Raw genomic sequence first — 13,676 nt, forward strand, 5'->3', positions numbered from 1 at the left:
TGTCCGGCAGCCTCACCCCCAGCGCAACACCCAATCCGCTCGCCCCCGCGTTGCCGCAATGCGGCGCGCATTGGGCTCGTCCACCTGCGCCACCCAGTCGCGTGCGGCCTGGGGGCTGCGGCCGTGGAGTTCGTGGCGGCGGGTCAGGCGTTCGATGCGAAGGCGGTCGTCCATGTCCACGTACCAGACCTCGTCCAGCAGCGCGCGCACGGCATGCCAGTGTGTGCCTGGCGCATCCTGTTCCTCCATCAGCAGGTAGTTGCCTTCGGTGATGACCAGGGGCACGCCGGGCGCGATGGCGATGGCGCCTGCAATGGGCTCCTCGATGGCGCGCCGGAATTCGGGGGCGTAGACCGTTTCATCGGCCACGGGCGCGCGCAGGCGGCGCAGCAGGGCCATGTAGCCGGCCGAGTCGAAGGTGTCGGGAGCGCCCTTGCGCTGCGCGCGGCCCAGGCGCTGCAGCGCGGACTGCGCCAGGTGGAAGCCGTCCATGGGCACGGCCGCCGCCAGCGGGCCCAGCGCCTGCAGCAGGGCCGCGCAGGCCGTGCTCTTGCCTGCGCCGGGCGGGCCTGCCAGGCCCAGCAGGCGTCGGGGGCCGGAGCGTGCCAGCGCAAATGCACGCGCCAGGGCTTCGGGCGGCAGGATGGCCGTCATGCGCGTGCCTGCTGCGCGCGGGCCAGCCCGTCTGCCATGAAGCCGCGTGCGTGCAGGGCCAGGTCCATGCCGTCTTCCCACATCGGGCGCCAGATGGCCAGCGCGTTCGACAGCTGCTCGTTGACGATGGCCGACGAGAAGCTCTCGAAGGTGACGGTGCCCTGGTAGCCGATCTGCGCGAGGGCACCGAAGAACTGCGCGAAGTCGATGTGGCCCGCGCCCAGGTAGCCGCGGTGGTTCTCGCCGATGTGCACATAGCCCAGCCGCTGTCCGCAGGCCAGCACGGGCGCGGCGAGGTCGGCTTCCTCGATGTTCATGTGGTAGGTGTCCAGGTGCACGCAGACATGGGGTTGGCCGACTTCGTCGATGAACTCCAGCGCCTGCGTGGCCGTGTTCAGCAGATTGCTTTCGTAGCGGTTGACCACCTCCAGGCCCAGCGTGACGCCGCGCTCGCCCGCGAAGTCGGCAATGCGCCGCACGGCCTCGATCGCGTTGCGCCGGCCCTGCAGCGTGCAGGGATGGCCGTATTTCGCCATGGCGCCGTAGAGGATGCCGCCGAAATAGCGTCCGCCCAGGCGCGCCGTGATGTCCACGCCCTCTTGCAGCAGCGCCAGGCCGCGCGCGACCACGGCGAGGTCTTCGCTGGAGACATCGGCCTCGAAGGTCAGCCCGCGCGAACAGCCCACGCCCAGGCCGTGCTCCTGCAGCAGATCACGCGTGAGCGCCAGGTCCATGAGCCGGGGGCCGTGCAGGGACAGCTCGACCAGGTCGTAACCGGCCTGGCGCGTCTGCTCGATCACATGGCGGGTGGAGGCCGGCGACAGGTCGCCGGCCCAGACAAGGGCGTGGATGCCGAGGGGGTTCATAGGGGCTCCGGTTGGACGCTGCGAGAGCGTGAAGGGGAGGGTTCGGCGGGTGCCCGGGCACGGCCCCGCCAGCGCGCCAGCAGGTGGCGCGCGGCCACGGCGGCGATCATGGTGGCGCCCCACAGGGCCTGCGTGAGCTGGGCATTGGCGCCCAGCAGGTTCACCCCGCTGGACAGCACCTGCAGGATGAGCAGGGCGACGAACAGCCCCGACACCCGGCCAAAGCCGCCCATGGGATCGGTGCCGCCCAGGATGGCCGCAAGCACCGTGACCAGCAGGTAGGACTGGGCGTAGCCCGCACTGGCCGAGTTGAAGCGCGCCATCATCAGCACGGCCGCGATCCAGCACAGCAGCGTGGACAGGGTGTAGACGCCGATCAGCACGCGGCGCGTGTCGATGCCCGCATGGCGCGTGGCCTCGGCATTGGAGCCGACCATGCGGATGGCCAGCCCGTGGCGTGTGCTGCCCAGGTACAGGCCCACCAGCAGGCACACGGCCGCGAAGATCCAGAACGGCAGCGGCAGGCCCAGCCACTGGGCCGAGCCCAGGGCCTGGAAGGCCTCGGGAAAGCCTGCAATGGGCTTGCCGCGCGTGAGCCAGACGCACAGGCCGTTGATCAGCGACATGGTGCCCAGCGTGACGAGGATGGGATGGGCGTTGACGCGCGCCACCAGCCAGCCGCTGGCCAGCCCCACCAGCAGGCTGGCGAGGGCGCCCACGGTCAGTGCTGCGGCGATGAGCAGGCCCTCATGGCCCGACAGGTCCAGGCCCAGCGCCGACAGGCCTCCCACCAGCACCCAGGCCATGGCCAGGCCCGCCATGTTGGCGCTGGCGACCACGGCCAGGTTGATGCCGCCACTGACCAGCGGCAGCATCTGCGCCAGTGCCAGCAGGCCCAGCTCGGGGATCTGCAGCAGTACCGATTGCAGCGTGCCCAGGGTGGCGAAGCTGCCGGGCAGCAGCAGCGTGAACACGGCGCACAGCAGCGCCAGCAGCGCGATCAGGCCCAGCGGCGCGCCAGTGCTGCGGTTCATGGCGCGGCCCCCGCCAAAGGCGCTGCAGGAGTGGCGTCAGTGCTGCACTGCCGGGTTCTTCGCTGCGTGCGCCGCAGTCCCGTTGCGGCGGCGCAGGCCAGCACCACGGCGCCCAGCAGCACCTGGAAGAAATACGGCGACACGCCCATCAGGTTCAGCCCGTTGCGCAGCACGGCCAGCAGCAGCACGCCCATCAGCACGCCGCCCACGCTGCCCGTGCCGCCGAACAGGCTGGCGCCGCCCAGCACGGCGGCCGCGAGCACGAACAGCTCCGTGCCGACCAGGGCGTTGGGCACCGACTCGCCCACGCGGTGCGCCTGCACCAGGCCTGCGATGGCCGCCATCATGCCGAGCCAGCCATAGGCCACGCCCTGGATGGCGCCCAGCCCGATGCCCATGCGGTGGGCGGCCTCGGGGTTGCCGCCGAAGGCGTACAGGCGCCGCCCCAGCGCGCTGCGGCCCAGCAGCAGCGCGGTCAGCACGGCGGCCGCAGCGGCCACGGCGATGGGCAGGGTCAGGCGCACGGGGTCTGCGCTGTCGGTGCCCGCGAAGCGGGCCAGCACCACGGAATCGCTCCACCACGACGGCAGGTCGTAGATGGACCGGCCGCCCGTGCCATGCATCAGCAGCGCGAAGTACAGGTTCAGCGTGGAGATGGTGATGATGATGGAGGTGGCGCGCAGGCGGTGGATGAGCAGGGCGTTGAATGCGCCCAGCGCCAGTCCCGTGGCCAGGCCCAGCGCGATGCTGGCCGCCGGTGGCCAGCCCAGGCGTGTGGCCGCGAGGGCCGCAAGGTACTGCGCCACCGTGGCCGTGGCGGCAAACGAGATGTCGATGCCGCCCGCGACCAGCACCACCAGCAGGCCCACGGCCATGATGGCGGTGACCGATGCGCCCTCGGCCACGTCCATCCAGTTGCCCAGCGTCCAGAAGCCCGGCGCCAGGGTGCCGAACAGCAGGGCCATGGCGGCAATGGCCAGGCCCAGCCGGGCCACGGGGTGGTGCAGCAGCGCGTGTGCGTGTTCAGGCATGGACGGCCTCCTCGATCTGGCTTTCGGAATGCACCCCCGGCACGAACTCGCCGGCCATGCGCCCGCCGCGCATGTGCAGCACGCGGTCGCAGTGGGCATGGACCTCGGCCACCTCGTCCGAGATGACGATCACCGCCATGCCCTGTGCGGCGAGCCCGTGCACGATCTCGAAGATGCCCTGCCGGTTGCCGATGTCCACGCCCACGGTGGGCGAGTCGAGGATCAGCAGGCGTGGCGCGGTCGCCAGCCAGCGGGCCAGCACCACGCGCTGGGCATTGCCGCCGGACAGCTGGTGCACGGGTGCGTCCAGCGCGGGCAGGCGCATGTGCAGGCGGTCGCGCCACTGGGCTGCGGTGGCGGCACGGCGACTGGCGGGCAGCCAGCCCAGCGGGCCGGACAGGCGCGGCAGCATGGCCAGCACCAGGTTGTCCTGCACGGACTGGCGCAGGTTCAGGCCGATGGACTGGCGGTCCTCCGGCACATAGGCAATGCCCGCCGCCATGGCGTCGCGGTTGCTGCGCAGCACCAACGTGCGGCCGCCCAGGCGGATGCTGCCGCGATCGGGCCGGCGCATGCCGAACAGGCCCAGGGCCAGCTCGGTGCGGCCCGCGCCCAGCAGCCCGGTCAGGCCCAGGATCTCGCCCTCGCGCACGTCGAAGCTCACGTCCTCGTAGTCGCCGTCGCGGCCCAGGCCGCGCACTTCCAGCAGCGCGGGCGCGGCGTACATGTCGCGCGCATGCAGGCGCTCATCCACTTCCTGCCCGGTCATCAGCGCGGCCAGTTGCCGGCCCGACAACTGCTCGGCGGGCCAGGTGCCGAGCTTGCGCCCGTCGCGCAGCACGGTGACGCGGTCGGCGATCTCCATGACCTCGTCCAGCTTGTGGCTCACGAAGACGATGGCCATGCCATCGGCCTGGAGCCGGCGCACCACGGCCAGCAGCGCATCGACCTCGGCACGCGTGAGCGAGGCCGTGGGCTCGTCCATGAACAGCAGCCTGGCCCGGGCCGCCATGCCCCGGCAGATGGCCACAAGCTGGCGGCCCGCAATGGGCAGGTCGCCCACCCGCGCATCCAGCGGCAGCGCAATGCCCAGGCGCCGCAACACGGCCTGGGCGGCTTCGCGCTGGCGCCTGCGGCGCACGGGCGCCCACCAGCGGCCCATGGCCTGGTCGAAGGCGATGTTCTCGGCCACGCTCAGGTTGGGAAACAGCGACAGGTCCTGGTAGATCACCTGAATGCCCAGGGACTTGGCCAGCGCCGGGTCCAGCCGCTGCACGGGCTGTCCGCCGATGTCGATGCGCGCGCCCGGCTGCGGCGCGTGCACGCCGCTGAGCACCTTGATCGCCGTGCTCTTGCCGCTGCCGTTGCTGCCCATCAGGCAGTGCACCTCGCCGGGCATCACGTCCCAGTCCAGCGCATGCAGCGCGGTGGCGTCGCCAAAGCGCACGGTGACCGCCTGCATGCGGACCAGTGCCGTTGTGGTGGCATCCATGGCAGGGCCCGGCTCACAGGCCCAGGCCGACCAGCCGGTCTATGGTCTGCCGGTTGATCGGCTCCAGCTTCTGGCCCTGGATGTTGCGGCGCTCGCGGTCCACCTGCACCTTGCCCAGGCCCGGTATCTCCATGCCGTCCGTGGGCTCGCGGCCGTCGATCAGCATCTTGCCCACATGCACGATCACCTCGCCGGCCAGCGCGGGGTTCCAGATGAAGCCCCCGCGGATCACGCCGTCGCGCACCAGCTTCGCCCCCTGGCCCGGCGAGAACGAGCCCACCACGGCAATGCGCTCGGCTTTGCGCGCATCGGCCACCGCGCGGCCCGCGCCAATGGGGCCCTGGCTGCCGAAGGCCAGAAAGCCCTTGAGGTCGGGGTGGGCGCGCATCAGGTCCTGGGCGCTGCGGTAGGAGTCGTCCAGGCTCTCGGCCACGCCGAAGCGCTCGGACACCAGCTGCATCTTCGGCCACTGTTTTTTCTGGTGGGCGATGGCCGCATCGGCCCAGGCGTTGTGCAGCGGCACGGTCAGCGAGCCCACGAAGACCACGTACTTGCCTTCGCCACCCATGGCCTTGGCCAGGCTGTCCATGTGGCGCTCGCCAAAGCCCGCGACGCTGCTCAGCTCGATGTTCCAGTCGGCGCCCTTCTGCTCGGGCGACTCGTGCGTGAGCACCTTGATGCCCGCGCTGCGCGCACGCCGGAACACGGGCTCCAGCGCCCTGGCGTCATTGGGCACCACGGCGATGACCTTGCTGCGGCGCGCGATCAGGTCCTCGACCGCGCGCACCTGCTGGGCCGCATCGGCCTCGGTGGGGCCGACCATGCCGCTGGAGATGCCCAGCTCGCGGCCTGCCTTGCGGATGCCGGTCTCCATGGCGTTGAACCACGGAATGCCCCCGACCTTGGCCACCACCGACACATCCTCGGCACCGGCCGCGCCTGCCAGCACCGCCAGGGTGCAGGCCAACAGTGCCCTCGAGAACCGGCTGAATCCATGGAACATGGCGCTCCTCCCTCTGTTTTGCACAATCGATTGTGCAAACTATAGACAGATGGACTTCCATTGCCGATGCGGGATTTCCCGGGCCGCTGCTGCGTGCCGGCTCCGGCCCGCCCGAATCGCTGCCGCAGCGGCTACGATGGCCGCCGAGCGCTCCCGTCCCAACCCCTGCAGAGCACCGTGAACCGCCCCCGAACCTCCACCATCTACGACCTGGCCGAACTGGCCGGCACCTCGGCCTCGACGGTCAGCGCCATCCTCAACGGCAGCTGGCAGTCGCGGCGCATCAGCGAGGAGACCGCGCGCCGCGTGCAGCAGCTCGCCCAGGAACACAGCTTTGCCGTGAACCGCCAGGCCAGCGGCCTGCGCCGCCAGCGCTCGGGGCTGATCGGCATGGTGATTCCCACGCATGAGGACCGCTTCTTCGGCGCGCTGTCCCAGGCCTTCGAGCGCCTGGCCCACGCGCGCGGCCTGTGCCCGCTGGTGGTCAGCACGCTGCGCGACGGCGCGCTGGAGGTGGAGACCGTGCGCTCGCTGATCGCCTTTCGCGTGGAGCACCTCATCGTCACGGGCGCCACCCGGCCCGACGCCATCAGCGCCGAATGCCGCCAGGCCGGCGTGCGCCATGTCAACGTGGATCTGCCCGGGAAAAAGGCGCCCTCCGTCACCAGCGACAACCGCTGGGGTGCGGCCGAACTCACGCGCCTGCTGCTGGCGCGCTCCAGGCCCCCGGCAGGTGCGCCGCAGGACGCCGTCTGCTTTCTGGGCGGCGTCCGCAAGGAGTACGCCACCGAGCAGCGCCTGGCCGGCTTTCGCGAAGCCCTGGCGCCCCACACGCCGGTGGCGGACGAGCACATCGTCTGCTGCGGCTACGACCCCGAAGCGGCCCGCCTTGCCATGGCCGCGCTCTACCAGCGCCTGGGCGGCCTGCCGCGCGCGCTGCTGTTCTCATCGGGCATCACGCTGCAAGGCGCCATCCGCTTCCTGCGCGCACTGCCCGATGCGGAACTGGCGCAATGCAGCTTTGGCAGCTACGACTGGGACCCCTATGCCGAATGCCTGCGCTTTCCGGTGCACATGGTGCGCCAGAACGTCGAAGGCCTGATGGCCGAGGCCTTCCGCGCCATCGACGGCGAAGGTCTGCGCGCGGGGCAGGTGGTGCAGGTGCGGCCGCAGTTGGTGGAGTGGGGGATTTTGAGTCCCCTGCCATAGGCTCAGGGCTTGTGCCTGCTCAGTGCACGATCGCAGCGCTTGCAGAGTCTGCAGGGACAAGCTTGCTGAAGTGGATCACGTCGCTGACGATGCTTCTGAAGACTTGCTGGGTGTTTTTGGCGGCCTGTTTGTCGAATCTGTCATCGATCACGACCACGATGTTTTCGCCGTCATTGGTTTGCCGGTTGGTGATGTCCACCAGCTTGTAGAGGGCGGGAGCCGCAGACTGCTGCGTTGGCTTGACGGCCAGATACCCAGAGCCTTCCATCTTGAAGTCCAACTCATGCCGCTTGCCCGAGCTTCCAAGGTATTCGGGCCTAAGTTGCAGCTCCTTGCCGGGGTACCTTTGGAGCAGGGCTTGTGCTACCTCCGTGGCAAATGCCGATCCATCGGCGTCCACGCCCTGGTGCTCCATCTCCCAATGGGTGATGGCTACAAGGCAGGAGATGTACCGTGCAAAGGCGTCGGCGGATGACGAGTCCGTTGACAGGATCTCTATGACGCCCTTGGCATTGAGTGAGGCCCCGTGTTTGCTCGCCAGGTTGCTGAGGAACCTCAGCTTGTGCCCTGACGAGAAATTCATCCCTCTGCCAATGAAGTGCAGGACGGTCTGGCCATCGTCGAAAAACCGATGTACGTCGTTGTCGAAACTCTGCACATACACAGGCACGGGGTCGCCATCGGCAAAACAGAAGGGCGTGTTGATCCTTGCAAGCGTGCCTTGCTCGTTGATGGGCTGGTACGCAAACCCGGTCAGGTTGAGAAGGTTCTGGCAGATCATGGTTGGAGCCTCAGCTGTTCTGGATCCTCAAGTGCGGGCCTGAATTCGATGTTGGTGCGTTGACAGAAAAATGCGAAAACATCATGGAAAGTCCGCCATGACTTCCACTCCGGAACAGGGTTTCGTGCATCTCCCAGATGCTCATGCGCCTGATCGTGCCAATTGTCGGGGTTGTAGCTTTTCGTCGTGATCTGCAATTGGTAAACCCTTGCCTTGGGCTGCTTCTTCATGTGACGGAACACACTCATCTTCAGGGTGATGAGCCCAGTATCCGAAGAGCGATAGAAGTTCAACTGGACCACAAGGCCTGTCCCCTTGCCGCTGTCCGTTACCAAGCCCTGTTCAAAGTTGAACGCTCCCTGTGGCTTATCCAGTAACTTCCAATCGTCGGCCTCGGCGTCGTCGCAATAGTGACGTTCTGACAGTATCTGGCGAGCCTCCGCCTCGTCAAGACTATCCACCCTCTCCTCCTTTCATGTTGTTTGTGCAGGAGTTGCCGACAGCCAGCGCAGTGGCGCTGCTCACCTCCTGCCCTTGGTCACAACCGCGCTCGCCCTTTGATTCTGGAGTGCGCCGACCTTGACGCATGTTGTATCGCATCAACGCGATCAAGGGTATTGCGTCTGGATCCATTGGCCTTCATCGCCCTGCACCCACCAACCCCGGCATCACCGTGAAATCCACCTGCGCCTGCGCCAGTTGCTGCATGGCCGGGATCAGGGCGCGGGCGTCGCCGCGCCGCCATTGGAAGGCGTAGTGCAGGGGAGCGAGGGCGGCCTTGGGATGGGCGCCCCCGACGGCGCGCAGGCCCAGGGCGGCGATCCAGCCGGTGGGCAGGAAGCCCACGCCCAGGCCGGCGCGCAGCATGCCGGCCACGGCGCCCCAGCTGTTGCACAGGATGCGCTCGCGCACGCTGGCGCCCTGGGCGAGCAGCCAGTCGTCCAGCAGGCGCGTGGTGCCGGCCTGCGGGGGCAGGGTGACCAGTGCATGGCGCTGCAGCAGGGCCGTGGCGCCCAGGCGGCCCGCGCCTGCCAGGCCGGGGGCCACGGCCCAGGCAAAGCGCGCGGCGCCCACGGGGCGGGACAGCAGGCTGCTGCGCGAGGAGCGGCCCGCGATGACGGCAAAGTCCAGCTCGCCGTCGTCCAGCCGCTGCTCCAGCACGCCGCCCACGTCCACATGGGGCTCCAGCACCAGTTGCGGATGGGCCTGGCGCGCGGCGGCCACGAAGGCCGGCAGCCAGGTCAGCGCCGACAGGTCGCCCACACCGAAGCGGCAATGCCCGGCCAGTGCCTCGCGCGTGTCCAGGGCCTGGCCCAGCGCGGCCATGGCGTTGAGCACCTCCAGCGCGGCGGGCAGCAGGCGCTGGCCGGCATCGGTGAGCACGGCGCGGTGGCCGCTGCGGTCGAACAGCGGCTGGCCCAGCGCGGACTCCAGTTCCGTGATGCGCTTGGACAGCGAGGACACGGACAGGTGCACGCGCTGCGCTGCCGTGGCGAAGTTGCTGCAGGTGGCGGCCCACCAGAAGGCTTCGAGCTGCTTGACCGAGGGTGTGGACATGAGTTTGTCATTGGCAAAAAGCGAACAAGTGCATTCTAAATAATCCACTTTCATTCAATGGATGCGCGGCCTACAGTGGCGCCGGTTCCTGAACATTCCGAGGTCCGCACTATGGCCGCCATCGCTTCCTCCTCTGCCTCTGCCTCCACGCCTTCGGCACCCGCCCTGCCGGCGCCGCGTGCCCCGGCCGTGCTGCGCCGCATGCTGTCGCTGCATGATTTCGAGGAGGCCGCGCGCCGCAGGCTGCCCCGGCCCATCTTCGGCTACATCGCCGGGGCGGCAGAGGACAACGCCTCGCTGCGCGACAACCGCGAGGTGTTCGGCGAATGGGGCCTGACCACGCGCGTGCTGGCCGATGTGTCGCAGCGCTCGCAGGCCGTGGAGCTGTTCGGCGAGCGCTATGCCAGCCCCTTCGGCATTGCGCCCATGGGCATCAATGCGCTGTCCACCTACCGGGGCGACTTGGTGCTGGCCCGCGCGGCCCAGCGCGCGGGCATTGTGTCGGTGATGAGCGGCACTTCGCTGATCCCCATGGAGGAGGTGGCGCGCGAGAGCCCGGCCACCTGGTTCCAGGCCTATATCCCCGGTGACCAGGCCCGCATCGACGCGCTGATCGACCGCGTGGAGCGCGCAGGCTTTCGCACCCTGGTGGTGACGGTGGACATACCGATCTCCGCCAACCGAGAGAACAACATCCGCACCGGCTTTTCCACGCCGCTCAAGCCCAGCCTGCGCCTGGCCTGGGACGGCATGGTGCGCCCGGGCTGGGTGGCCGGCACCTTCCTGCGCACGCTGCTGCGCCACGGCATGCCGCATTTCGAGAACTCGTTTGCCACGCGCGGCGCGCCCATCATGTCGTCCAGCGTGATGCGCGATTTTTCGGCACGCGACCACCTGAGCTGGCACCACATCGAGGCCATCCGCCGCCGCTGGAAGGGGCCGCTGGTCATCAAGGGCGTGCTCAGCGTGGAGGACGCGCTGCAGGCCCGGCGCGTGGGGGCCGACGGCATCGTGCTGTCCAACCATGGCGGGCGCCAGCTCGACGGCGCGGTGTCGGCCATGCGCATTCTTGAGGACGTGGTGGCGGCTGTGGGGCCGGACTATCCGGTGCTGATCGACGGGGGCTTTCGGCGCGGCTCCGATGTGCTCAAGGCCGTGGCGCTGGGCGCGCGCATGGTGCTGGTGGGCCGGCCCTTCAACTATGCCGCCGCCGTGGGCGGCGAGGCCGGCGTGCTGCACGCCATCGGCCTGCTGCGCGACGAGGTGGACCGCAACCTGGCCATGCTGGGCGCCTCCTCCTGCGGCGCGCTGGACCGCTCGCACATCGTGCGCCGCGCATCGGCCTGACAGAAACCTCCACCGTCCGTTCAAAACACAGCCATTCCCAGGAGACATCCCATGAACCACTTCATTTCACGCCGCAGCCTGTGCGCCCTGCTGCTGGCCGCAGGCGCCGCACCGGGCGCCATGGCGGCCGATGCCGGCGCCTATCCCACGCGCCCGGTGCGCCTGATCGTGCCGTTTGCGGCCGGCGGCACCACCGACATCGTGGCGCGCGCGATCGCGCCGCGCATGGCCGAGGCCCTGGGCCAGCCGCTGGTGGTGGACAACAAGGGCGGCGGCGGAGGCGCCATCGGCGCGCACGAGGCCGCGCGCGCCCAGCCCGATGGCTACACGCTGGGCGTGGCCACCGTGTCCACCACGGCCACCAATGCGGCCATCAACCCGCGCCTGCCCTACAACCCGCTCACCGATTTCACGCCCATCACCAACATTGCGGCCACGCCCAATGTGCTGGCCGTGCATCCGGGCTTCAAGGCGCAGAGCTTTGCGGCCTTCGTGGAGGAGGTGAAGAAGAACCCCGGCAAGCATGCCTACGGCACGGCGGGCACGGGCTCCATAGGCCACATGCTGATGGAGCTGATGTCCAGCCGCTCCGGGCTGTCGCTCACGCATGTGCCCTACCGGGGATCGGGCCCCGCGCTCAACGATGCGGTAGCGGGCCAGGTGCCCATCGTCTTCGACAACCTGCCCTCGGCCCTGCCCTTCATCAAGGCGGGCCGGCTCACCGCGCTGGCGGTGGCCGCGCCCGAGCGCCTGGCCCAGCTGCCCCAGGTGCCCACCTTCAAGGAGCTGGGGCTGGAGCCTGTCAACCGCAGCGCCTTCTATGGCATCTACGGCCCCAAGGGGCTGCCGCCCGAGATCGTGGCGCGCCTGCATGCGGCCGCCCAGCGCGCGCTGGCCAGCCCCGAGGTGCGCCGCCAGATCGAGGACACGGGCTCGCGCGTGATCGGCAACCGTCCCGAGGAGTTCGCGCGCGAGATCGCGGCCGAGAACGCCCTGTACCGCAAGATCGCCACGGAGCGGCGCATCGTGGCGGATTGAGCGCCAGCCGGGGCGGGAATGGGGGATGGGGGCCGGAGCTGCGAAAGAATTTTCGCCAACGCTGTCACAACGCGCACGCCCCGTGCGTCTTGAAGGTATGGGCCAGCCATTCCGGCCGGCTGCTACATCCCTCAAGGAGTGTTTTCCATGACCGCTTCGTCTTCCGCTGCCACCGGCGCCCGTCCTCTTGCCGCCCCCACGCCGCGCCTGAACTTCCAGGCCGTGGCCCCCGAGCTGTACAAGGCCCAGGCCGGCATCAACGCGCTGCTGCACGAGTCCAGCCTGGGCATCCAGCTGCTGGAGCTGGTGTTCCTGCGCGTCTCGCAGATCAACGGCTGCGCCTTCTGCGTGGACATGCACACGCGCGAACTGCTGTCCCGGGGCGAGGACCTGCAGCGCATCAACAGCATCGTCACCTGGCCCGAGGTGGATTTCTACGACGGGCGCGAGCGCGCCGCCCTGAACTGGGCCGAGCGCTGCACGCGCCTGAGCCAGGCCCATCCCGAGCAGCAGGACTTCGAGGCGCTGCGCCCGCATTTCAGCGAGCGCGAGATGGTGGAGCTGACCTATGCCATCGGCAGCATCAATGTCTGGAACCGCCTGTGCGCGGGCTTTGCAGCCCCCGTGGCACGCAAGCCGATCAAGCTCTGAACGTGCGCAAGCCGCTCACTCCGCCGTGAGCTTTCGCTCCTTGACCAGCCTGCCCCACTGCTCGTATTCCTTCTTCATGAAAGCCGCGAACTCGGCGCGCGTGGTGGGCTGGGGGGTGAGGCCGTGCTTGTTCAGCGCGTCCTTGACGCCGGGGTCATTGAGTACCTTGACGATCTCGGTGTTCCAGCGGTCCAGCATCGGCTTGGGCGTCTTGCCCGGTGCCACGAAGGCATACCAGTTCAGTGCCTCGAAGCCGGGATAGCCGGCTTCGGCCACCGTGGGGATGTCGGGCATGTACGCCGGGCGCGTGAGGCCCGTGGTGGCCAGCGGGATCAGCTTGCCGGCCTCGATGTGGGGCAGGGCCGTGGGCGGCGCTGCGAAGTAGCTGGTCACGCGCTCGCCCAGCAGGTCCTGCAGCGCGGGCGCGCCGCCCTTGTAGGGCACGTGCACCATGTCGATGCCCGCGCGCTGGTTGAACAGCTCGCCTGCCAGGTGGGAGGCCGAGCCCGCGCCCGTCGAGGCGTAGTCCACCGTGCCCGGGTTCTTCCTGGCCTTGGCCACGAACTCGGCCAGGGTCTTCACGCCCGCGCCCTTGTGCACCACCAGCACGTTGGGAAAGTTCACGCCGCCCGAGATGGGCGCCAGGTCCTTGAAGGGGTCGTAGGGCAGCTTCATCAGGTGCGGCGCAATGGTCAGCGGCCCCACCGAGCCGAACAGCAGCACCGAGCCGTCGGCCGCCGCATTGGCCACCTGCTGGTGGGCGATGTTGCCGCCCGCGCCGCCCTTGTTCTCCACCACCACGCTCTGGCTGATGTTCTCGCCCAGCTTCTTGGCGATCAGGCGCGCGGCCGCATCTGCGGCGCCGCCGGCGGCGAAGCCCACGACCAGGGACACGGGCTTTTTGGGAGGAAAGTCCTGGGCCTGCGCGCTGGCGGCCGGTGCGAGCAGGGAGGCGGCCAGGGCGCTGGCGTGCAGGAAGTTGCGCTTGTTCATCATGGGGTTGTCTCCGTCAT

Annotated in this window: 14 protein-coding genes; 4 read left to right on the top strand and 10 right to left on the bottom strand. The window is 69.2% G+C overall.

All coding sequences use genetic code 11. The features are described 5' to 3' along the window. Window positions 1–12: 12 nt before the first annotated feature. The 6 genes from ACN20X_RS03740 to ACN20X_RS03765 are packed head-to-tail and all read right to left on the bottom strand — an operon-like array spanning window position 13 to window position 6,080. Entirely contained in the window at window positions 13–654 is a 642-nt protein-coding gene (locus ACN20X_RS03740; protein ID WP_016453996.1) for a nucleoside/nucleotide kinase family protein, read from the bottom strand. Continuing rightward, the gene (locus ACN20X_RS03745) at window positions 651–1,520 is read right to left on the bottom strand and encodes a sugar phosphate isomerase/epimerase family protein (protein ID WP_473210295.1); all 870 of its coding nucleotides are present in this window, start codon (window positions 1,518–1,520) and stop codon (window positions 651–653) included. The genes ACN20X_RS03740 and ACN20X_RS03745 overlap by 4 nt, the downstream gene beginning before the upstream one ends. Next, window positions 1,517–2,554 carry an ABC transporter permease gene (locus ACN20X_RS03750; RefSeq protein ID WP_016453998.1) on the bottom strand — a complete coding sequence of 346 codons (1,038 nt, stop codon included), beginning with the start codon at window positions 2,552–2,554 and terminating at the stop codon, window positions 1,517–1,519. The genes ACN20X_RS03745 and ACN20X_RS03750 overlap by 4 nt, the downstream gene beginning before the upstream one ends. Beyond that, complete coding sequence (locus tag ACN20X_RS03755) at window positions 2,551–3,585, bottom strand: ABC transporter permease (RefSeq protein WP_016453999.1); 1,035 nt, start codon at window positions 3,583–3,585, stop codon at window positions 2,551–2,553. Before ACN20X_RS03755 ends, ACN20X_RS03750 begins: the two co-directional genes overlap by 4 nt. Further along, window positions 3,578–5,077, bottom strand: coding sequence for a sugar ABC transporter ATP-binding protein (locus ACN20X_RS03760; RefSeq protein WP_016454000.1), 1,500 nt, complete (start codon window positions 5,075–5,077; stop codon window positions 3,578–3,580). The genes ACN20X_RS03755 and ACN20X_RS03760 overlap by 8 nt, the downstream gene beginning before the upstream one ends. A gap of 13 nt (window positions 5,078–5,090) precedes the next feature. Further along, window positions 5,091–6,080 carry a substrate-binding domain-containing protein gene (locus tag ACN20X_RS03765; protein WP_016454001.1) on the bottom strand — a complete coding sequence of 330 codons (990 nt, stop codon included), beginning with the start codon at window positions 6,078–6,080 and terminating at the stop codon, window positions 5,091–5,093. 177 nt (window positions 6,081–6,257) lie between these two features. Between ACN20X_RS03765 and ACN20X_RS03770 the strand changes: the two genes are divergently transcribed. Beyond that, window positions 6,258–7,289: a LacI family DNA-binding transcriptional regulator gene (locus tag ACN20X_RS03770; protein ID WP_034348079.1), complete on the top strand. Its 1,032-nt coding sequence runs from the start codon at window positions 6,258–6,260 to the stop codon at window positions 7,287–7,289. Between the two features lie 19 nt (window positions 7,290–7,308). Here ACN20X_RS03770 and ACN20X_RS03775 read toward each other — a convergent pair whose 3' ends face one another. The 3 genes from ACN20X_RS03775 to ACN20X_RS03785 all read right to left on the bottom strand — a co-directional run bounded on the left by ACN20X_RS03775 (window position 7,309) and on the right by ACN20X_RS03785 (window position 9,627). Continuing rightward, a complete protein-coding gene (locus ACN20X_RS03775) occupies window positions 7,309–8,070 on the bottom strand; it encodes a DUF1828 domain-containing protein (protein WP_016454003.1) in 762 nt (253 codons plus the stop codon). Then, window positions 8,067–8,531 (bottom strand): hypothetical protein, encoded by a 465-nt coding sequence (locus ACN20X_RS03780; RefSeq protein WP_016454004.1) that lies wholly within the window; start codon window positions 8,529–8,531, stop codon window positions 8,067–8,069. Before ACN20X_RS03780 ends, ACN20X_RS03775 begins: the two co-directional genes overlap by 4 nt. A 178-nt stretch (window positions 8,532–8,709) precedes the next feature. Continuing rightward, the gene (locus ACN20X_RS03785; protein WP_013804650.1) at window positions 8,710–9,627 is read right to left on the bottom strand and encodes a LysR family transcriptional regulator; all 918 of its coding nucleotides are present in this window, start codon (window positions 9,625–9,627) and stop codon (window positions 8,710–8,712) included. A 111-nt stretch (window positions 9,628–9,738) separates the two neighbouring features. Here ACN20X_RS03785 and ACN20X_RS03790 point away from each other — a divergent pair, with 111 nt between their 5' ends. The 3 genes from ACN20X_RS03790 to ACN20X_RS03800 all read left to right on the top strand — a co-directional run bounded on the left by ACN20X_RS03790 (window position 9,739) and on the right by ACN20X_RS03800 (window position 12,663). Beyond that, entirely contained in the window at window positions 9,739–10,974 is a 1,236-nt protein-coding gene (locus ACN20X_RS03790; RefSeq protein WP_392459055.1) for an alpha-hydroxy acid oxidase, read from the top strand. Window positions 10,975–11,025: 51 nt separating this feature from the next. Next, window positions 11,026–12,012, top strand: coding sequence for a tripartite tricarboxylate transporter substrate binding protein BugE (locus tag ACN20X_RS03795; protein ID WP_473210296.1), 987 nt, complete (start codon window positions 11,026–11,028; stop codon window positions 12,010–12,012). 147 nt (window positions 12,013–12,159) lie between these two features. Continuing rightward, complete coding sequence (locus ACN20X_RS03800) at window positions 12,160–12,663, top strand: carboxymuconolactone decarboxylase family protein (protein WP_034398063.1); 504 nt, start codon at window positions 12,160–12,162, stop codon at window positions 12,661–12,663. A 15-nt stretch (window positions 12,664–12,678) separates the two neighbouring features. Here the strand turns inward: ACN20X_RS03800 and ACN20X_RS03805 are convergent, their stop codons facing one another. Further along, the gene (locus ACN20X_RS03805; RefSeq protein WP_473210297.1) at window positions 12,679–13,659 is read right to left on the bottom strand and encodes a Bug family tripartite tricarboxylate transporter substrate binding protein; all 981 of its coding nucleotides are present in this window, start codon (window positions 13,657–13,659) and stop codon (window positions 12,679–12,681) included. Between the last annotated feature and the right edge of the window lie 17 nt (window positions 13,660–13,676).

Source organism: Delftia sp. PX-1 (assembly GCF_055797465.1).

What these genes read in the sequence shown, in the direction of transcription:
- ACN20X_RS03750 (WP_016453998.1), bottom strand. Translation starts at nt 2,554, where the DNA reads ATGAACCGCAGCACTGGCGCGCCGCTGGGCCTGATCGCGCTGCTGGCG.
- ACN20X_RS03740 (WP_016453996.1), bottom strand. Translation starts at nt 654, where the DNA reads ATGACGGCCATCCTGCCGCCCGAAGCCCTGGCGCGTGCATTTGCGCTG.
- ACN20X_RS03755 (WP_016453999.1), bottom strand. Translation starts at nt 3,585, where the DNA reads ATGCCTGAACACGCACACGCGCTGCTGCACCACCCCGTGGCCCGGCTG.
- ACN20X_RS03765 (WP_016454001.1), bottom strand. Translation starts at nt 6,080, where the DNA reads ATGTTCCATGGATTCAGCCGGTTCTCGAGGGCACTGTTGGCCTGCACC.
- ACN20X_RS03790 (WP_392459055.1), top strand. Translation starts at nt 9,739, where the DNA reads ATGGCCGCCATCGCTTCCTCCTCTGCCTCTGCCTCCACGCCTTCGGCA.
- ACN20X_RS03800 (WP_034398063.1), top strand. Translation starts at nt 12,160, where the DNA reads ATGACCGCTTCGTCTTCCGCTGCCACCGGCGCCCGTCCTCTTGCCGCC.
- ACN20X_RS03795 (WP_473210296.1), top strand. Translation starts at nt 11,026, where the DNA reads ATGAACCACTTCATTTCACGCCGCAGCCTGTGCGCCCTGCTGCTGGCC.
- ACN20X_RS03775 (WP_016454003.1), bottom strand. Translation starts at nt 8,070, where the DNA reads ATGATCTGCCAGAACCTTCTCAACCTGACCGGGTTTGCGTACCAGCCC.
- ACN20X_RS03785 (WP_013804650.1), bottom strand. Translation starts at nt 9,627, where the DNA reads ATGTCCACACCCTCGGTCAAGCAGCTCGAAGCCTTCTGGTGGGCCGCC.
- ACN20X_RS03805 (WP_473210297.1), bottom strand. Translation starts at nt 13,659, where the DNA reads ATGATGAACAAGCGCAACTTCCTGCACGCCAGCGCCCTGGCCGCCTCC.
- ACN20X_RS03745 (WP_473210295.1), bottom strand. Translation starts at nt 1,520, where the DNA reads ATGAACCCCCTCGGCATCCACGCCCTTGTCTGGGCCGGCGACCTGTCG.
- ACN20X_RS03760 (WP_016454000.1), bottom strand. Translation starts at nt 5,077, where the DNA reads ATGGATGCCACCACAACGGCACTGGTCCGCATGCAGGCGGTCACCGTG.